The organism is Streptomyces sp. NPDC001348 (assembly GCF_053597535.1).
The window spans coordinates 4,795-22,763 of the sequence record NZ_JBSFIK010000075.1 but is presented as its reverse complement, the minus strand read 5'-3'; the positions used below and the strand labels follow the sequence as shown (position 1 = coordinate 22,763).

At 71.3% G+C, this 17,969-nt stretch carries 16 protein-coding genes; 7 read left to right on the top strand and 9 right to left on the bottom strand.

What is annotated here, in order from left to right; genetic code table 11:
- Positions 1–664: 664 nt before the first annotated feature.
- Positions 665–2,263 (bottom strand): RICIN domain-containing protein, encoded by a 1,599-nt coding sequence (locus tag ACWC21_RS40695; RefSeq protein WP_450889800.1) that lies wholly within the window; start codon positions 2,261–2,263, stop codon positions 665–667.
- Positions 2,264–2,701: 438 nt separating this feature from the next.
- Between ACWC21_RS40695 and ACWC21_RS40690 the strand changes: the two genes are divergently transcribed.
- Both ACWC21_RS40690 and ACWC21_RS40685 read left to right on the top strand, forming a co-directional pair.
- Entirely contained in the window at positions 2,702–3,271 is a 570-nt protein-coding gene (locus ACWC21_RS40690) for a SigE family RNA polymerase sigma factor (RefSeq protein WP_450889798.1), read from the top strand.
- Positions 3,268–4,125: a hypothetical protein gene (locus ACWC21_RS40685; protein ID WP_450889797.1), complete on the top strand. Its 858-nt coding sequence runs from the start codon at positions 3,268–3,270 to the stop codon at positions 4,123–4,125. Before ACWC21_RS40690 ends, ACWC21_RS40685 begins: the two co-directional genes overlap by 4 nt.
- Positions 4,126–4,181: 56 nt before the next feature.
- Here ACWC21_RS40685 and ACWC21_RS40680 read toward each other — a convergent pair whose 3' ends face one another.
- Both ACWC21_RS40680 and ACWC21_RS40675 read right to left on the bottom strand, forming a co-directional pair.
- On the bottom strand, positions 4,182–5,615 hold the full coding sequence (locus tag ACWC21_RS40680; protein WP_450889795.1) for an NAD(P)H-hydrate dehydratase: 1,434 nt from the start codon (positions 5,613–5,615) through the stop codon (positions 4,182–4,184).
- A gap of 31 nt (positions 5,616–5,646) precedes the next feature.
- Positions 5,647–6,411 (bottom strand): MmyB family transcriptional regulator, encoded by a 765-nt coding sequence (locus ACWC21_RS40675; protein WP_450889793.1) that lies wholly within the window; start codon positions 6,409–6,411, stop codon positions 5,647–5,649.
- A gap of 88 nt (positions 6,412–6,499) precedes the next feature.
- On the opposite strand from ACWC21_RS40675, the gene ACWC21_RS40670 reads away from it, so the two are divergent.
- Complete coding sequence (locus tag ACWC21_RS40670) at positions 6,500–7,489, top strand: LLM class flavin-dependent oxidoreductase (protein ID WP_450889791.1); 990 nt, start codon at positions 6,500–6,502, stop codon at positions 7,487–7,489.
- Here the strand turns inward: ACWC21_RS40670 and ACWC21_RS40665 are convergent.
- Both ACWC21_RS40665 and ACWC21_RS40660 read right to left on the bottom strand, forming a co-directional pair.
- Positions 7,444–7,815 (bottom strand): holo-ACP synthase, encoded by a 372-nt coding sequence (locus ACWC21_RS40665; RefSeq protein WP_450889789.1) that lies wholly within the window; start codon positions 7,813–7,815, stop codon positions 7,444–7,446. The two genes, ACWC21_RS40670 and ACWC21_RS40665, sit on opposite strands and share 46 nt — an antisense overlap.
- 1,216 nt (positions 7,816–9,031) lie before the next feature.
- Entirely contained in the window at positions 9,032–9,439 is a 408-nt protein-coding gene (locus tag ACWC21_RS40660) for an ATP-binding protein (protein WP_450889787.1), read from the bottom strand.
- A 258-nt stretch (positions 9,440–9,697) separates the two neighbouring features.
- Between ACWC21_RS40660 and ACWC21_RS40655 the strand changes: the two genes are divergently transcribed.
- Positions 9,698–10,501: a helix-turn-helix domain-containing protein gene (locus tag ACWC21_RS40655; protein ID WP_450889785.1), complete on the top strand. Its 804-nt coding sequence runs from the start codon at positions 9,698–9,700 to the stop codon at positions 10,499–10,501.
- 8 nt (positions 10,502–10,509) lie between these two features.
- Complete coding sequence (locus ACWC21_RS40650; RefSeq protein WP_450889804.1) at positions 10,510–10,722, top strand: DUF397 domain-containing protein; 213 nt, start codon at positions 10,510–10,512, stop codon at positions 10,720–10,722.
- Here the strand turns inward: ACWC21_RS40650 and glmS are convergent.
- A complete protein-coding gene (glmS, locus tag ACWC21_RS40645) occupies positions 10,683–12,530 on the bottom strand; it encodes a glutamine--fructose-6-phosphate transaminase (isomerizing) (protein WP_450889783.1) in 1,848 nt (615 codons plus the stop codon). The two genes, ACWC21_RS40650 and glmS, sit on opposite strands and share 40 nt — an antisense overlap.
- Before the next feature lie 200 nt (positions 12,531–12,730).
- Between glmS and coaA the strand changes: the two genes are divergently transcribed.
- Together coaA and ACWC21_RS40635 are read left to right on the top strand one after the other, a co-directional pair.
- Positions 12,731–13,699, top strand: a complete 969-nt coding sequence (gene coaA / locus ACWC21_RS40640) for a type I pantothenate kinase (protein WP_450889802.1) — start codon at positions 12,731–12,733, stop codon at positions 13,697–13,699.
- 16 nt (positions 13,700–13,715) lie between these two features.
- Positions 13,716–14,657, top strand: a complete 942-nt coding sequence (locus ACWC21_RS40635; RefSeq protein WP_450889781.1) for a DUF389 domain-containing protein — start codon at positions 13,716–13,718, stop codon at positions 14,655–14,657.
- 22 nt (positions 14,658–14,679) lie between these two features.
- Here the strand turns inward: ACWC21_RS40635 and glmM are convergent, their stop codons facing one another.
- From glmM to rplM, 3 genes are all read right to left on the bottom strand, one after another.
- Positions 14,680–16,038, bottom strand: coding sequence for a phosphoglucosamine mutase (gene glmM / locus ACWC21_RS40630; protein WP_450889779.1), 1,359 nt, complete (start codon positions 16,036–16,038; stop codon positions 14,680–14,682).
- A gap of 165 nt (positions 16,039–16,203) precedes the next feature.
- On the bottom strand, positions 16,204–16,716 hold the full coding sequence (gene rpsI, locus ACWC21_RS40625) for a 30S ribosomal protein S9 (protein WP_004927169.1): 513 nt from the start codon (positions 16,714–16,716) through the stop codon (positions 16,204–16,206).
- A 42-nt stretch (positions 16,717–16,758) separates the two neighbouring features.
- Positions 16,759–17,202: a 50S ribosomal protein L13 gene (gene rplM, locus ACWC21_RS40620; RefSeq protein ID WP_014674395.1), complete on the bottom strand. Its 444-nt coding sequence runs from the start codon at positions 17,200–17,202 to the stop codon at positions 16,759–16,761.
- Positions 17,203–17,969 lie beyond the last annotated feature (767 nt).

Below are 17,969 nucleotides of genomic sequence, written 5' to 3'. Positions count from 1 at the left end.
CGAGCTCGCGCGGGGGCACCCCCATTCGCCCCGCTCACCAGCGCCGATGAGGCACCGCCCGTGCCCTGCGACCTGATCCGCCGGACAGGCCCCAGTCCCGTCCCTTCCGACCGTCCCGGCGCCGCGGGTCCGGCCCGCACCGCACCCCGCTCGGCCCGGCCGGAAGGCACCCCGGCCTGCGGCCGGCCTGATCCGGACGGCAGGGCCCGGTGCCTGGCGTGACCAGGCCAAGTACATCCGGTGAGGTCCCGGTGAGACCTCCCGGCCCGGCTGCCCCCGCCGCACGGCGGGAGCAGCCGGTGGAGACGGCCGGCGGCACCGGCGAGCCCACGGGCCAGACCCGTCGCACCCGTGATCGGGGCGGATGCGGTGTTCACCGGATTCCTTTCCCACGGGGTCGGCCGCGCACCGCGTCAGCGACTGCGGGCACCGGCCCGCGCGGGCCTTGAAGGTCGGCTCAGCCGGGTGTCCGTCCGAGGATCAGCGGACGGATGTCTCAGCCGACCCGGCCGGCCAGGATCTCGGCGAACCGGGACCGGCACCCCGCTGGGGCTGGGACGGACTGGTGCGAGCGAGACCGGGTGTCCTTCGGAGGTGCTTACCGCCTCGAGGTGCCCGGGCCGTGCGTCGGCTGGGGCACCTCTCCTGTGCGGCGTCTCATGGCCTACTTCAGCGCAGTACCGCCCGAGTTGTGGTAGGCGATGGTCTTGCTGATCAGGTTTCCGCCGTCGGTCTCGACCGAGGTCTGTTCCTGCTGCCCCGGACCGAACATCAGGCCCGCGACATGGGCTTTCGCCACCTGGTCCATGTGGGCGAAGAGCCAGTCCACCTTGTCGTCCTTGTAATGGTTGAGGGTGTTGTTCTGCGCCATGTTGCCCAGGGGGATCTGCCACAGGACGACCGGCTTGCCCACGGACTCGGCCATCGTCTTGTAGAACCGCATCGAGTCGGCGGCCTTCTGCCCGGTCCAGAAGGTGTCACGGCCGCCGTGGGCCGGCTGTGCGTACCAGCCCGCGTCGCGGTCCGACACGTCGCTGACCAGGAAGTCGGCGTTCTGCGCCCCGAGGCTCGCGTAGTCCTTGACGCATGCCTGGGTGTTGTTCTGCCAGTCCCAGCAGGTGAGGTGGAGCCCCACGGCGGTGTGCGGCGCGTACTTGTGCGCCATCGAGATCAGGCAGCGGGAGAGTCCGGCGGCGCTGTTCTCCTGGGATCCGCAGTCCTTCGGATTCGCGGCCGTGACCCGCGCGGCAACCTTGTGCGGATTGCCGAGCGACCGGACGTACCCCCAGAAGTCGGGTTCGAGGTCGATCATGTCGTGCGACGTGCCGATCTTCTGGAGGAAGAAACGGTAGTCGTTCATGTACCGGGTGAGCAGGTCCACCCGGTCGATGGCCTGGACCTCGCCCGGACCGTCGCCCTGGCCTGCCAGATCCCCGAGGTCGCGCAACGAGTACCACGTCCAGAGCATCTTCTGCGGACGCGGGCGGCCCTTGTACGTCGCCTTGGCCACCACGCTGTCCCGCCAGGTCACGTAAGTGCCGGGCGCCGTGGTGCTGCCGTTCCAGCAGCCCCACCAGTCCGACCACCCGTCCTGGCAACGCGACGCCGAGTAGTAGGCCGACGAGGGCGCGGGCCGGCTGTGCACATAGGCGTACCGCGCGTCGAACGGCGCGGCGTTCGCCGAGGCGTCGGACATCGAGCCGCCGATGAGCACCGTGCTACTGCCCATGAAACGTTTCGCCGAGCTGCCGCCCGTCGCGGGCGGCGTGCCGGCGCTTCCCGTGCTCCCGGCCGGGACGAGTTTCCACTGCTGCTCGGCGCCGCCCCGGTCGCGGTCCTGGACGACGTGTTCACCGTCGGCCTTCGAGGCGTTGTGGACCTCGACGGCCTTGCCGCTGAAGCGGTTGATCAGACGTACGTAGCCGTCCGGCGACTTCGCCAGCTTGAACTCCTGGTTGGAGCCTTTCCGATCGCTCCACTGGACGAGGTCGGATCCGTTGCTCCTCGACCAGTGGTAGTCGTCCAGCACCTTGCCGGAGTTCCGGTTCTGCAGCCGGTAGTAGCCGTCACCGGCGTCGATGAACCGCCACTGCTGGTTGGCTCCGCCGTGACGGTTCCACTGCACCACCGCGGCCCCGTCGTTCGTGGCGGAGGCACTGCCGTCCAGCACCTTGCCGCTGTTGTGGTTGACCAGCACATACCACGCCTTCGGATCCACGGGTTGGGCCGATGCGCTGTTGACCACGACGACGGCGCCGCTCACGACAGCCAGGGCGACGGCCGCCCAGACGCTCCGCCGCGCGATCAGCCGTCGGCCACGATGTGCCGCTTTTCGTCTCGCCGCGACGGTTGAGCCGGTCGACTTGGGTGGGCGAGGGGACATGTCTGTGCTCACTTTCAGGCGTTGCATGCGACCGGACCACCTGGCCGGGCAACACTGAGTGGTCCTGGCGGCCGGAAAGGTTGCCGCGCGCCCGAAGATCCACGGGCTTTTTTCGATGAACACATCCACGTTCCGGTTTTTCACGTGGTCAGGTGTCCAGGAAGCGGGTTCAGCAGGTCGTACACCGTTCGAACCCGCGTACGTCTTCACCGAACGATCACTGCTACGCTTCCGGATCTCCGTCCGGGCGCACCCTCCGGATGTTCGCATGTCATTCGCATGACACTCGCAGAAATTCGCACCGTGGAGAGGTCACCCGTGGGCACAGTCGTCGACGACGCAGCCTCCGTGGAGTTCCATACTTTCTTCGAACGTCACTACGCCGAACTCTCCCGGCTGGCACATCTGTTGACCGGTGAGGCGGATGCCGCCGACGACCTGGCGGCGGACGCGCTGCTGGCACTGTGGCACCGCTGGGACCGGGTGCGCGCGGCCGACCATCCGGTGGCGTACGCGCGGGGAGTGGTCGCCAACCTGGCCCGCACCCGCATCCGCGGCGCGGTGCGCGAGCGCCGGCGGATCGCGCTGTTCTGGTCGCACCGCGAGGAGCGGACCGAGAACCCGGACGTCGCGGGCGCGGTGGATGTCCAGGAGGCGCTGCGCCGGCTGCCGTTCCGGAAACGGGCGTGCGTGGTGCTCCGGCATGCGTTCGACCTCTCGGAGAAGGACACCGCGCTCGCCCTCGGGGTGTCGGTGGGTACGGTGAAGAGCCAGACGTCGAAGGGAATGGCCGAGTTGCAACGGCTGCTCGGCACCCAGCGTCCCGAGCGGAAGGTGCACGCGGCGATGGCCCGGGGCGGCGCCGAGAGCGGAGGAAGGAACCGATGAGGCAGCAGGACGTGCACGACGAGCTGCGCGCCCGGCTGCACGAGGCGGTCGGCACCCGTGAACCCGACCGCGTGCGCATTCTGGCCCGCGTGGAGCGCGGCATGGCCGCGCCGCCGTCCCGCCCCGTGGGTCACCGGGCCACGCGGCCCCTGCTGCTGGGCTGGGTGCGGGTGGTCAGCGCGACCGCGGCGGTCGCCGGGGTGCTCGCCGTCGGCGGGTACGCGGTGGCGTCCGCGGTGAAGAACGCGCCCCCGGAGCAGAAGCCTACGGTCGCCGTCTCCCCCACACCCAGTACCTCGCCGGACGCGACCCCGAGCCGTCCGCCCGTCCGCACCGCCACCCCGGAGCCCGGCATGGGCACCACGCGGCCGTCAGGTGCGCCGAGTGCCGGTAAGTCGCCGAACGCCCGGGCCTCCGCCCAGCCGCCCGCGACCCACGGCGAACGGAGCGGCCCGCTGTGGCTGGACGGCTCCATGGACCCGCACAGCAACGACTTCTGGGCCCAGAGCGATGTCACCCTGCAGACGACCAGCCGACTCACCGCGCTCACCGTCCAGCTGAAGGTCGCCCAGACCGGCGGTGTGGCCTCCACCGGCGCCTGGCGCGCCCTGCCCGAGGCGGACTTCACCCAGACCGTCCAGGAGCGGAACGGCTTCCTCGTCTACACCTGGACGCTCAAGGACGGCCGTACGGTCCCGGCCGGCCGGTGGGTCTTCGCCGGCCAGTACAACCACCAGAAGGGCGGCCGCAACGCCAAGGACGACAACTGCACCGTCACGGCGACGGCCGACGGCCACACGTACACCGTGAGCGGGGACTTCGCGGCGCATACGAGCACCGGCGGGGACTCCTAGGGCCCCGGATGGGCGTGCCAAGCCCCGCGTCTGCGGCATGATCCGCCGGACAGGCCCTAACCGCACACGTCCCGCCAGGCCTCCGGAATGGCGGCCGCCACGTCGTGCGCCCCGGCCGGCGCCCCGTCCGCCGCGTACCGCCCGGCGAGACCGTGCAGGTAAGCCGCCGCGCTCCCCGCGTCCAGCGCCTGCAGGCCCGACGCCAGCAGCGACCCGGCCAGCCCCGACAGGACGTCGCCGCTCCCGGCCGTGGCGAGCCAGGGCGTCCCCGTGGCGTTCACCCGTACGGGCCCGCCCCCGGCGTCCGCGACCAGCGTCGTCGACCCCTTCAGCAGCACGGTCGCCCCGTACAGCAGCGCCAGCTTCCGCACCGCCTCCAGCCGCGCGCCCTCGACGTCCTCGCGGGCCACCCCGAGCAGCGCCGCGGCCTCACCGGCGTGCGGGGTCATCAGCGTCGGGGCGGTACGGGCCCGTACGGCGTCCCGGTCCGCCAGCCGCAGCCCGTCCGCGTCCACGAGCACCGGCACGTCCGCGGCCAGCACCTCGGCGACGGTGCCCGCGTCGTCCCCGGCGCCCGGCCCGACCACCCACGCCTGCACCCGCCCCGCCTTGTGCGGGCCCTGGTCGGAGACGAGGGTCTCGGGGAAGCGGGCGATCACGGCGTTCCCGGCGGGCCCGACGTACCGCACGGCGCCGGCCCCGCCGCGCAGCGCCCCCGACACCGCGAGGACGGCCGCGCCCGGATACCGCGCCGAGCCGGCCGCGATCCCGACGACCCCCCGCCGGTACTTGTCGCTCTCCGCCGCGGGCCGCGGCAGCAGACCGGCCACGTCGGCGTGCTGCAGCGCCTCGAGTTCGGCCTCGGGAGGCAGCTCCAGCCCGATGTCCACGAGGCGGACGGTGCCGGCGTACTCACGGGCGGGGTCGACCAGCAGCCCCGGCTTGTGCGTCCCGAAGGTCACGGTCAGGTCGGCGCGGACCGCGGCCCCGCGCACCTCACCCGTGTCCGCCTCGACCCCGCTCGGCAGGTCCACGGCGACGACGGCGGCGCGGGAGGCGCGGGCGGCCTCCGCGAGCGTCTCGGCCTCCGGACGCAGACCGCCCTTCCCGCCGATCCCGACGATCCCGTCGACCACGAGGTCGGCCCGGGCGACGAGGTCCTCCGCGGCACCACCCGGACGGGCGACGGTGCCGCCCGCCCGGCGCAGGGCCGCGAGGCCGCCGGGGTGAGTGCGGTCGGGACTGAGCAGGACGGCCGCGACCCCGGCGCCGCGCCGGGCCAGCCGGGCCCCGGCGTACAGGGCGTCGCCGCCGTTGTCCCCGCTGCCGACGAGCAGCACGACCCGGCTGCCGTACACCCGCCCGAGCAGGTCCGCACAGGCGGCGGCGAGTCCGGCGGCGGCCCGCTGCATCAGGGCCCCCTCGGGGAGCCGCGCCATGAGCTCGCGCTCGGCTGTCCTGACCGTTTCCACGCTGTAGGCGGTACGCATGCGATCGAGTGTGCCCCGAACAGGACCGGCCTCACACCCCGGGCGACCCACCGGTGGACGGGCCGGCGGCAGCCGAAAGGACGTCGGCCGTCTCCGCGTCGGCGGGCAGGAACGCCTCCAGTTTCAGTTCGGCGAGCGTCACGTCGACGGCGGTGGCGAAGGTCGTCACAGTCGTCATCAGGCGCAGCTCACCGCGGGAGGACCGCAGCCGGAGCGGAACGGCGAAACCGAGCTGTCCGGCCGACGGCTCCAGGTCCGGGACGTGTGCGGCGAGTTCGGCGCGCAGCTCCGGCAGGTGGCCCAGGCGGACCAGGATGTGACGCGCCCATTCGGCCAAATTGAGGATCCGGGGGGCCAGGCCGTCGGGGTGCAGCGCCAGACGGTAGACGTTGGCGCCTGGACCCAGCAGCTCGGCGGCCGCTCCCTCGGTGATCAGGCCGAACGCGTCGTTCGCGGCGACCAGATCGCCGCGGCGGTCCACGACCAGCGCCGGGTACGGCAGATGTGCCCGCAGGATGTGGTGGATGGCCGTGCGTACCGGGGCCAGCGCCGGGTCGTCGAGGGAGCTCTCCGGATAGGCGGGCGCGTACCCGGCGGCCAGCAGCAACTCGTTCCGCTCCCGCAGCGGCAGCTCGAGCGACTCGGCCAGCCGGACGACCATGTTCCGGCCGGGAACGGACCGGCCCGACTCGATGAAGCTGACGTGCCGCTGGGTGGTGCCCGCCCTCAGCGCCAGCTCCAACTGGCTGATGTGGGAGCGGGTACGGCGTTCACGGAGCGCGCGAGGAAAGTCCACGCAGCCTGTTCTAACGGCAGCGCGGGATTCCCGGCCATTCCCCCCAGGGAATTGTCGCCGCCCCGCCCTCCTCGCCAGGATCGCCGGCATGGACATCGGTGTGCTCCTTCCGACCGGAACCGCCCAGTGGGACACGGGCGACGATCCCCGCGACCTGGTCGCCTTCGGCCGCGACGCCGAACGCGCGGGCTTCTCCTCCCTGTTCGTCAACGACTCCCTGATCACCCCGCGCGTCGAGGCCCTGACGATGCTGGCCGCGCTGGCCCCCACCACCCGGACCGTGACCCTGGGGACGGCCGCGCTGCTGCCCTTCCTGCGCCGGCCGGTGCAGGCCGCCCAGTCACTGGCCTCGGTGGACCTGTTGTCCGGCGGCCGCCTGACCGTGGCCGTCGGCGCCGGCTTCCCGGGGCGTTTCGGCCGCCCTCTCTACGCCCTCTCCGAACTCCCCTGGGAGCGCCGCTTCGCCCGCCTGGACGAGACGGTCGCCTTGTGGCGGGCCGTCTGGGCGGGCGCCGACACCTTCCGGGGCGAGATCCTCCGGTTCACCGACATCCCGCCCGTGACCAGGCCGTTCCGGCCCGGCGGCCCACCCGTCTGGCTCGGCGGCGCCACCCCCGCCGCCCTGCACCGCACCGGCCGGCTGTACGACGGCTGGCTGCCCTACCCACCCGACCCCGCCGACTACGCGACCGGCCTGCACAGCGTGCACCGGGCGGCGGCCGAAGCGGACCGGGACGCAGGGGACATCACCCCCGCCCTGTTCGTGTCGGTCCGCGTGGACAAGGACGTCGAAACCGGCCGCCGGGCACTGGACCGGTACGCGCACGCGACCTACGGCATGCCGCTGAAGGACCTGGAGAGGATCCAGGCGGTCGTCGCCGGCTCCCCCGAACAGGTGGTCACGGGACTGCGGAGATACGTCGCCGCCGGCGCCCGGCACATCGTGGCCCGCCTGGGCGCCGTGGGCCTGCGCCACCAGCGCGACCAGTTGGAGCGCCTCGCCGCCCTGCTCCCGGCGATACGCGACGGCCGTCAGCCCTCCGCGATCACGACCGCCGACGCGATCCCGGCGTCGTGACTGAGCGACACATGCCAGGACCCCACACCCAGTTCGGCCGCCCGCGCCGCCACCGTCCCCTTGACGCGGAGTCGCGGCTGCCCGTTTTCCTCGACGTACACCTCGGCGTCCGTCCAGAGCAGCCCGGGCGGCGCGCCCAGCGCCTTGGCCACCGCCTCCTTCGCCGCGAAACGGGCGGCGAGCGAGGCGATGCCCCGGCGTTCCCCACTCGGCAACAGCAACTCGTCCGCGACGAACAGCCGGGCGGCCAGGTTGGGCGTACGGTCCAGGGACGCCCGGAACCGGTCGATCTCGGCCACGTCGATTCCGACCCCGATGATGCTCATGGGGGGCAGCCTATGGCGACGGGCGGGTGAACTGTGCTTACCCGGGTTGCGTGGTCGCCGGGGGCCGCCCGCTTCTTTCTGAGTGTCGTGCTTCCGCGACCCGCGTCAAGGGCGCTCCCGCTCCGCTGCGCTGCGCTCCCGCGTCGCCTTCGGCGATCGGCCTGCGGCCGACCCTTGACCCGGCTCGCTCCAGCACGGGGAAGAAGCGAGCGGGCAGCCCGGGGAAAGCGGGGCCCGGGTGGGCGGTCCCTGCGGTGGGTCGGGCTGTGGGGCGGGGTTGGGGCGCGGTGGCGCCTCGCCTGCACGCCGGGTGCGCTCGGCGGCTGACGGCCGGTGGGTGGTTCGGGTTGGGGGTGGTGGCTGGGCGGGCAGCCGGGATTCGGGGGTGCGCGGGGCGAGTGCCTTACAGCGGGCCAGTGATTGGTGGGAATGGGCGAGGAGCGGGAGAGGAAGCCGCTGGTCAGCCAGTCGGGGCTTGGCCCATATCTACCAATCACCGGGTGGCTGGGCGGGCAGCCGACGTTCGGGGGTGCGCGGGGCGAGTGGCTGACAGCGGGCCGGTAATTGGTGGGAATGTCTCAGGCGAGGGAGAGAAAGCCGCTGGTCAGCCGGCCGGTGCGTGGTACGTATCCACCAATCACTGGGTGGCGGGGACGGGTGTGACTAGTGAGAACCGTGAGGCGTCAAGCCGTCGCTCCCTCGGGACCCTGGCCGCCAAGCCGAGCCGCCCCAGGCCAGCCCGCCAGACCGCCTCGCCGAGCCAACCTGCCAAGCCGAGCCGCCGCACCACCCACCGCCTCCTCCCCCTCCCCCTCCCCCCTGAGGGCAACCACCACGCACCACCACCCACAGCTGCGAACGCCACCCGCCCGCCCACCCACTCGCCACCCGCAGCCGCCGAACCGCCCGGCGTGCAGGCGAGGCGCGACCGCGCCCCCGACCCCGGCCGCTTCGCGGTCCGCCCGAAGGTCCGCGCCCCTGCCCGACCCGGGCCCGCAGCCCAGTGGGCGGCAGGGTCCCACCCCGCCCCGGCCCCCGTCTTTCCGGGCCGCTCGCTCGCTTCTCACCCGTGCTGGAGCGGCCCGGGTCAAGGGTCGGCCGCAGGCCGATCGCCGAAGGCGACGCGGGAGCGCAGCGCAGCGGAGCGGGAGCGCCCTTGACGCGGGACGTGGAAGCACGACACTCACAAGAAGCGAGCGGCCCCTACGGCCACCCCTCAACCGGCGGCAAGCTCGCACCACACCATCTTGCCCCGGTTGCCGTTCCTGGCCAGCGGCTGCCATCCCCACAGGTCGGCGCAGGCACGGACCAGCGCGAGACCCCGCCCGTCCTCCGCCTCCGCGAGCCGCTCCCACGTCTGCGGAGGCTCCGGTGGCTCCGGGTCCGCGTCCCACGCCCCGATCCGCAACACCCCCGCCGACCAGCACACCCGCAGGGCAGCGGGTCCCTTGGCGTGGCGTACCGCGTTCGTGATCAGCTCCGTCGCCAGCAGCTCCGCCACGTCCACCTGGCGGATCAGGCCGTGCAGGGTGAGGATCAGGCGAAGGGTGCGGCGACTGACGGTGACCGCTCGGACATCGCTCGGGACGTACAGCCAGTACTCCCACGGCTCGATTTCAGGCATGCGTCAACTCCGTTCCGGGGGTGGGGGTTGGGCGGACCGTCGGCGGTGGCATTGCCGCAGCCGTCATGGCAGGACGAGGCGGTGCGCTTCCGGTGCCCCGACATTCCGCAGTGTGTGCGTCGCGTCACCGACAGTAGATCTAAATCTAGAGACGCGGCAAGCCGATCGCGTAATCTGACACCGAACGAGTCGCGCCCGCCGGCGCGTTGAACCTAGGAGCGGTCGAGAGCTTTGAGGCGCCAACCGACGGCACGCCAGATGCGTCTGGCGACTGAACTGCGCAGACTCCGCGAGGCGGCAGACCTCAACGCCCGCCAGGCGGCAGCGCTGCTCGGGGTGAGCCCCGCCCAGATCACGCATATCGAGTCCGGACTCGCCGGCGTGAGCGAGCAGCGGCTCCGTCGCCTCGCGTCCCACTACGCCTGCACGGACGAGCAGTTCATCGACGCCCTGGTCGCCATGGCCACCGATCGGACACGCGGATGGTGGGAGGAGTACCGGGGCCTGCTGCCCACTTCGTTCCTGGATCTTTCGGAACTGGAGCATCACGCCCGGTTTCAGCGCCACGTGGCGATCCTCTACGTGCCGGGCCTGCTGCAGACGGAGGACTACGCTCGTGCCGTCTTCTCATCCAGGCTGCCCGAACTCACCAGCGACGAGCTTGAGTTGCGCATCAGGCATCGCATGGCACGGCAGGAGATCACCATCCCGTACGAAGTGGTGCTCCATGAGGCGGCGCTTCGGATCAGGGTCGGCGACCGCGGCACCTCAAGGGCTCAACTCGTGCGGCTCCTCGAGCTTTCCGAAGCCGACCACATCACGTTGCGCGTCGTCCCCTTCGACCTGGACGGCTTCACCAGCGCTTCAAGCACGATGACGTACGTGGGCGGCACCGTGCCCAAGCTGGACACAGTGGTCCGCGACGCGCTGCATGGCTCAGCCTTCATCGATGCCGAGGCTCAGCTCACCATTTACCGAACCAGCTTTCGTAGAGTGGAGGCCGCGTCACTCGACCCCGAACAGTCGCGTGAATTCATCCACGGGCTGGCGAAGGAGCTGTGAGGAACCCCATGGACAACTGGCGCAAGTCGTCCTACTCGGGCCCGGGCGACGGCAACGAGTGCGTGGAGATCGCCGACCGCCGCACCCACATAGCCATCCGCGACTCCAAGGCCCCGGCCAGGGCAACCCTCACCTTCCCCGCCGGAGCCTTCACCCCCTTCGTCGACGCGCTGAAGGCCCCTCACTCCACCGTGACCGACTTCGCCAGGTTCCGGGGCTGATCCACCTCGTTCCCCCGCGCCGTGGCCAGCTCGCACGCGAAGACCTGCAACGGCACCGTCGCCACCAGCGGCTGAAGCAGCGTCGGTGTCGCCGGGATCCGGATCAGGTGGTCGGCGTACGGCACGACCGCCTCGTCCCCCTCCTCCGCGATCACGATGGTGCGCGCGCCCCGGGCCCTGATCTCCTGGATGTTGGAGACGATCTTGTCGTGGAGGACGGACCGTCCCCGGGGGGACGGAACCACGACGACCACCGGCAGGTCGTCCTCGATGAGCGCGATCGGCCCGTGCTTGAGCTCGCCCGCCGCGAAGCCCTCGGCGTGCATGTACGCGAGTTCCTTGAGCTTCAGGGCGCCTTCGAGGGCGACCGGATAGCCCACGTGCCGGCCGAGGAACAGCACCGTGTTCTTCCCGGCGAGGGACCGGGCCAGTGACCGTACCGGCTCCATCGTCTCCAGCACCCGCTCGACCTCACCGGAGATCCGCGACAGGTCGCGGATGACGGCCCCGACCTCGTCGCCCCACTTGGTGCCGCGGATCTGGCCCAGGTACAGCGCGACCAGGTAGCAGGCGACCAGCTGGGTCAGGAACGCCTTCGTCGAGGCGACCGCGACCTCCGGCCCGGCGTGCGTGTACAGCACCGCGTCCGACTCCCGGGGGATCGTCGAGCCGTTGGTGTTGCAGATGGCCAGCACCTTGGAGCCCTGTTCACGGGCGTGGCGCAGGGCCATCAGGGTGTCCATCGTCTCGCCCGACTGGGAGATGGCGACGACCAGGGTCTGCGCGTCCAGGATCGGGTCCCGGTAGCGGAACTCGCTGGCCAGCTCGACCTCGCAGGGGATGCGCGTCCAGTGCTCGATGGCGTACTTGGCGATCATCCCGGCGTGGAAGGCCGTACCGCAGGCCACGATGACGACCTTGTCCACCTCGCGCAGTTCGGAGGCGCTGATCCGGACCTCGTCCAGAGTCAGTGAGCCGGCGGCGTCGATGCGGCCCAGGAGCGTGTCGGCGACCGCCTTGGGCTGCTCGGCGATCTCCTTGAGCATGAAGTAGTCGTAGCCGCCCTTCTCCGCGGCCGAGGCGTCCCAGTCGATGTGGTACGAGCGGACCTCCGCGGGCCGGCCGTCGAAACCGGTCACCGTCACACCGTCGCGGCGCAGCTCCACCACCTGGTCCTGGCCCAGTTCGATCGCCGACCGGGTGTGGGCGATGAACGCGGCGACGTCCGAGGCGAGGAACGCCTCGCCCTCTCCGACGCCCACCACGAGCGGCGAGTTGCGGCGCGCCCCCACGACCACGTCCGGATCGTCGGCGTGCACCGCGACCAGTGTGAACGCGCCCTCCAGACGCCGGCAGACCAGGCGCATCGCCTCCGCCAGGTCCGCGGTCGCCGAGAACTCCTCCGCGAGCAGATGGGCGACGACCTCGGTGTCCGTCTCGGACGACAGTTCATGGCCCCGCTCGGCCAGTTCCGCCCGCAGCGCCGCGAAGTTCTCGATGATCCCGTTGTGGACGACGGCGACCCGGCCCGCGTTGTCCAGGTGCGGGTGCGCGTTGGCGTCCGTGGGACCGCCGTGCGTGGCCCAACGGGTGTGCCCGATGCCCGTCGAGCCCGTCGGCAGCGGCCGGTCGACCAGTTCCTTCTCCAGGTTGACCAGTTTCCCGGCCTTCTTCGCCGCGGCCAGGCCGCCGTCCGCGAGCACGGCGACGCCCGCCGAGTCGTATCCCCGGTACTCCAGGCGCTTCAGCCCGGCCATCACGACCTCGAGCGCCGACTGTGACCCCACGTAACCCACGATTCCGCACATGAGCCGCAGCCTACGGGCCGAAGCCAGCCGAAAACTGTCTCCGCGTGCCCGAAATCGGAAATTCTCGGGCCTGTTCCCACCGTCGTACGACCGTTTACGGCCATGTGCCCCACCGGCGCAGCGGCTGAGCGTGACCGAGCCCACCCACCACGCCGTTCGAACTCCGTTAACAATGGACTGTGATCTCTCCGGTCTCCTCGATGCCCCGGAGCGCCCACCGGCACAGGCCGGAGGCGACTCCCTTCGTCGACCTCACCCGCTCCGAATGGAGCGCGCTGCGCGACAAGACACCGCTGCCGCTGACCGCCGAGGAGGTGGAGAAGCTGCGCGGTCTCGGTGACGTCATCGACCTCGACGAGGTGCGGGACATCTACCTGCCACTGTCCCGGCTCCTCAATCTCTACGTCGGCGCCACGGACGGGCTCAGAGGGGCGCTGAACACCTTCCTCGGCGAGCAGGGCTCCCAGTCCGGCACGCCCTTCGTCATAGGCGTCGCGGGCTCGGTCGCCGTCGGGAAGTCCACCGTCGCCCGCCTGCTGCAGGCCCTGCTGTCCCGCTGGCCCGAGCACCCGCGGGTCGAGCTGGTGACCACCGACGGTTTCCTGCTGCCCACCCGGGAGCTCCGGGCGCGCGGGCTGATGTCGCGCAAGGGCTTCCCCGAGTCGTACGACCGCCGTGCGCTCACCCGCTTCGTCGCCGACATCAAGGCCGGCAAGGACGAGGTGACGGCGCCCGTCTACTCCCACCTCATCTACGACATCGTGCCCGACCAGCGGCTCACCGTCCGGCGGCCCGACATCCTGATCGTCGAGGGGCTGAACGTCCTGCAGCCCGCGCTGCCGGGCAAGGACGGCCGCACCCGGGTCGGTCTCGCCGACTACTTCGACTTCAGCGTGTACGTCGACGCGAGCGGCGAGGACATCGAACACTGGTACCTCAACCGGTTCAAGAAGCTCCGCCAGACCGCCTTCCAGAACCCCTCGTCCTACTTCCGCAAGTACACGCAGGTGTCCGAGGAGGAGGCCCTCGACTACGCGCGGACGCAGTGGCGGACCATCAACGAGCCCAACCTGCAGGAGAACATAGCCCCCACCCGGGGCCGCGCGACCCTCGTCCTGCGCAAGGGCCCGGACCACAAGGTGCAGCGGCTGAGGCTGCGCAAACTCTGACCGCTACCCTGCGGGGATGCTGCATCTGCGTCTGATCACACCGTCCGACAAGACGGAAGAGGTGGTGCGACTGATCGAGAAGACGGTCGGCACCACCCACCTCGCCGTCGTCCCCGGCGCAGCCCGCAATCCGGCCGGGGACATCGTGATGTGCGACGTGGCCCGGGAGGCGGGCGACGAGCTGCTGACGGAGCTGCAGCGGCTGGGCCTCGACAGCACCGGTTCCATCGCCGTCGAGAACATCGACCTGTCCCTGTCCAGGCGGGCCGACGAGGCCGAGGCGGAGGCGCCGGGCGAGGGCGCGGACGCGGTGCTGTGGGAACACCTCACCGAGGCGACGCACGAGGAGTCGACGCTGTCGATCACCTACGTCGCCTTCATCACCCTCGCCACGATGATCGCGGCCTGCGGTGTGGTGCTCGACAACGCGATCCTGATCGTGGGCGCGATGGCGGTGGGCCCGGAGTTCGGTCCGCTGGCCGGGATCTGCACCGCGGTGGTCCGGCGGGCGCCCCGGCTTGCGCTGCGCTCGCTGATCGCGCTGCTGGTGGGATTCGCCGCGGCCATGGTGCTGACCTCGGCGTTCAGCCTCTTCATGGACGCGGTGGGGCTGTTCAGCAAGGGTCAGCTGGAGGCGAAGCGGCCGAACACCGGGTTCATCTACGCCCCGGACTGGTTCTCGTTCGTGGTGGCCGTCCTCGCCGGAGTCGCCGGCACGCTGTCGCTGACCTCGGCGAAGTCCGGCGCCCTGGTCGGGGTCGCCATCTCCGTGACGACCGTGCCCGCCGCCGCCAACGCGGCCGTCGCCCTGATCTACGGCGACGGCCACCAGGCCGTGCGTTCCTCGGAGCAGCTGTTGCTGAACCTGCTCGGCATCATCATCGCCGGGACGCTCACACTGCTCGCCCAGAGATGGTTCTGGGACCGGCAGCGCGAGCGCACCCGGGCGGCCGGTTAGGGCCTGTCCGGCGGATCATGCCCTAGCCGAGCGCCGACTTCACCGCGTCGGCGAGGCGGCCGGCGACGGTGCGGGCCTGCTCGATGTCGGCGGCCTCGACCATCACGCGTACCAGCGGCTCCGTACCGGACGGCCGCAGCAGCACCCGGCCGGTCGACCCCAGCTCCCGCTCGGCCTCGGACACGGCGGCGGCGAGCTCGGCGGAGGTCTTCACCCGGGACCTGTCGACGTCGGGGACGTTGATCAGCACCTGCGGCAGCCGCTCCATGACGGAGGCGAGGTCCCGCAGCGTACGGCCGCTCTGGGCGACCCGGGCCGCGAGCAGCAGGCCGGTCAGCGTGCCGTCGCCGGTGGTGGCGTGGTCGAGGATGATGACGTGCCCGGACTGCTCGCCGCCGAGGGCGTAGTCGTGCTCCTTCATCTCCTCCAGGACGTACCGGTCGCCGACGGCGGTCTGCACGAGGTTGATGCCCTCGCGCTCCATGGCCAGCTTGAAGCCCAGGTTCGACATCACGGTCGCGACGACGGTGTCGGAGCGCAGTGCGGAACGCTCCCGCATCGCCAGCGCGAGCACGGCCAGGATCTGGTCGCCGTCGACCTCCTCGCCGGTGTGGTCCACGGCCAGACAGCGGTCGGCGTCGCCGTCGTGCGCGATGCCGAGGCCGGCGCCGTGCTCGACGACGGCGGCCTTGAGTTTGTCCAGGTGGGTGGAGCCGTAACCGTCGTTGATGTTGAGGCCGTCCGGCTCGGCACCGATCGTGACGACCTCGGCCCCGGCCCGGGTGAAGACCTCCGGCGAGACCCCCGCGGCCGCGCCGTGCGCCTCGTCCAGCACGACCTTCAGCCCGTCGAGACGGTTCGGCAGCACGCCGAGCAGATGGCCGACGTACTGCTCGAAGCCCTCGTCGTACGACCGTACGCGCCCGACCCCGGCGCCCGTCGGCCGCTCCCAGGGCTCGCCGTGGCAGTGCGCCTCGTACACCGACTCGATGCGGTCCTCCAGCTCGTCGGCGAGCTTGTGGCCGCCGCGGGCGAAGAACTTGACGCCGTTGTCGGGCATGGCGTTGTGGCTGGCGGAGAGCATGACACCGAGGTCGGCGCCGAGTGCGCCGGTGAGGTACGCCACCGCGGGCGTCGGCAGCACGCCGACAAGCAGCACGTCCACGCCCGCGCTCGCCAGGCCCGCGACCACGGCGGCCTCCAGGAACTCCCCGGACGCGCGCGGGTCCCGCCCGACCACCGCCTTCGGCCTGTGGCCCTCGAAGGTTCCCGCCTCGGCCAGCACGTGCGCCGCCGCGACGGAGAGACCGAGCGCCATCTCGGCCGTCAGATCCGCGTTGGCGACACCGCGCACGCCGTCCGTACCGAAGAGTCGTCCCACTTGTCCTCCTGAGGAAGCGTCACTTTCGAAGGCGCTTTTACAGCCGATCACACTTGACTTTGAGCGTCTTGTGTCGTTATACGCCCTTGCACTGGGATAAACGAACGCCCCGGCGGCACAGTGGCGTGCCGCCGGGGCGTTCGGAGTACGAGCAGGCAGCGAAGATCAGCGCTTGCTGTACTGCGGAGCCTTGCGGGCCTTCTTCAGACCGGCCTTCTTGCGCTCGACCGCACGGTCGTCGCGCTTGAGGAAGCCGGCCTTCTTCAGCGGGCCGCGGTTGTTGTCGACGTCGGCCTCGTTCAGCGCGCGGGCGACACCGAGACGGAGCGCACCGGCCTGACCGGAGACACCGCCACCGGCGATGCGGGCGATGACGTCGTAGCGGCCCTCGAGCTCCAGCACCTTGAAGGGCTCGTTGACTTCCTGCTGGTGCACCTTGTTCGGGAAGTAGTCCTCGAGGGTGCGACCGTTGATCTTCCACTTGCCGGTGCCCGGGACGATCCGGACGCGGGCGATGGCGTTCTTGCGACGGCCCAGGCCGGCGGCCGGCTGGGGCTCGCCGAAGCGGGAGGCCATGGACTCCGAGGTGTACTCGCCCTCGACGGGGACCTCGGACTCGGTGGTGTAGCTGTCGATGTCAAGCTCTTCGAGCGGCTGCTCGGCAGTGGTCTCGGCCACGATTCTCCTCAGATTCTCTTCAGTCTTAGGGGGTGGCCGGACTTACTGCGCGACCTGGGTGATCTCGAACGGCACCGGCTGCTGCGCAGCGTGCGGGTGCTGGTCACCCTTGTAGACCTTCAGCTTCGAGAGCATCTGACGGCCCAGGGAGTTCTTCGGGAGCATGCCCTTGACGGCCTTCTCGATGGCCTTCTCGGGGTTCTTGTCGAGCAGCTCGTCGTAACGGACGGAGCGCAGACCACCCGGGTAGCCGGAGTGGCGGTACGCCATCTTCTGGGTCCGCTTGTTGCCGGAGAGGTGCACCTTGTCGGCGTTGATGATGATGACGAAGTCACCAGCGTCGACGTGCGGCGCGTAGATCGGCTTGTGCTTGCCCCGCAGAAGGGTCGCTGCAGTGGTGGCGAGACGGCCCAGGACAACGTCCTGAGCGTCGATGACGTGCCACTGACGCGTCACATCGCCGGGCTTGGGGCTGTACGTACGCACGGTTCGTAGCCTTCGCTTCGAGTGAATGGTCCTGAACAGGTCACCGAAACGATCACGACAGCCTGTACCGCACGGCGGCGACGCATACCGCGTACGTGGGGTCGCTGGTCATCGGCCCGGTGGACCGGTGTAAGGGCCCGTCCCGTGAGAATGAGCAAGCCAATACACAACGAACAGGCAGGATACCCGCGGCGCGGCACCCGGGTCAAAACGGGGACGCATGCCGCTGGGCTCCGCCGGTTTCCCGCCCCAGTGTAATCGCCACCCGGCTGTGGGCTGCCACCCCCGAACCCCCGCGTCGGCCCGACCGGCCTCGCCCTCAAGCACCCCAGAGGGGGCACCCCCAGACCGGCTGGGCGCTACCAACCGGGGCGCGGACGCGGAGCCATACAACCGGCGCAGGAACCGAGCCCCGCAAGCGGCGCAGCCCGAAGCCCCCCGCCGGGGACTGGGGCGAAGCCCAGCAGGGTGCAGGAGACGGCAGCCCCCGTCGGGTCTGGGGCGGAGCCCCCGTCGGGTCTGGGGCAGAGCCCCGCGGGGCGCAGGGGACGCAGTCCCCGCCGGGGGCCGGGGCCGAGCCCCGCGGGGCGCAGCCCGAAGCCCCCGCCAAGGGCCGAGGCTAAGCCCGCAGGGTGCAGGGGACGCAGTCTCCGCCGGGGGCCGGGGCGGAGCCCCGTCGGGTCTGGGGCAGAGCCCCGCGGGGCGCAGGGGACGCAGTCCCCGCCGGGGGCCGGGGCCGAGCCCCGCGGGGCGCAGCCCGAAGCCCC

Coding starts and splice junctions, on each gene's coding strand:
- ACWC21_RS40685 (WP_450889797.1), top strand. CDS start 3,268: ATGAGGCAGCAGGACGTGCACGACGAGCTGCGCGCCCGGCTGCACGAG.
- ACWC21_RS40680 (WP_450889795.1), bottom strand. CDS start 5,615: ATGCGTACCGCCTACAGCGTGGAAACGGTCAGGACAGCCGAGCGCGAG.
- ACWC21_RS40670 (WP_450889791.1), top strand. CDS start 6,500: ATGGACATCGGTGTGCTCCTTCCGACCGGAACCGCCCAGTGGGACACG.
- ACWC21_RS40665 (WP_450889789.1), bottom strand. CDS start 7,815: ATGAGCATCATCGGGGTCGGAATCGACGTGGCCGAGATCGACCGGTTC.
- ACWC21_RS40660 (WP_450889787.1), bottom strand. CDS start 9,439: ATGCCTGAAATCGAGCCGTGGGAGTACTGGCTGTACGTCCCGAGCGAT.
- ACWC21_RS40655 (WP_450889785.1), top strand. CDS start 9,698: ATGCGTCTGGCGACTGAACTGCGCAGACTCCGCGAGGCGGCAGACCTC.
- ACWC21_RS40650 (WP_450889804.1), top strand. CDS start 10,510: ATGGACAACTGGCGCAAGTCGTCCTACTCGGGCCCGGGCGACGGCAAC.
- glmS (WP_450889783.1), bottom strand. CDS start 12,530: ATGTGCGGAATCGTGGGTTACGTGGGGTCACAGTCGGCGCTCGAGGTC.
- coaA (WP_450889802.1), top strand. CDS start 12,731: ATGCCCCGGAGCGCCCACCGGCACAGGCCGGAGGCGACTCCCTTCGTC.
- ACWC21_RS40635 (WP_450889781.1), top strand. CDS start 13,716: ATGCTGCATCTGCGTCTGATCACACCGTCCGACAAGACGGAAGAGGTG.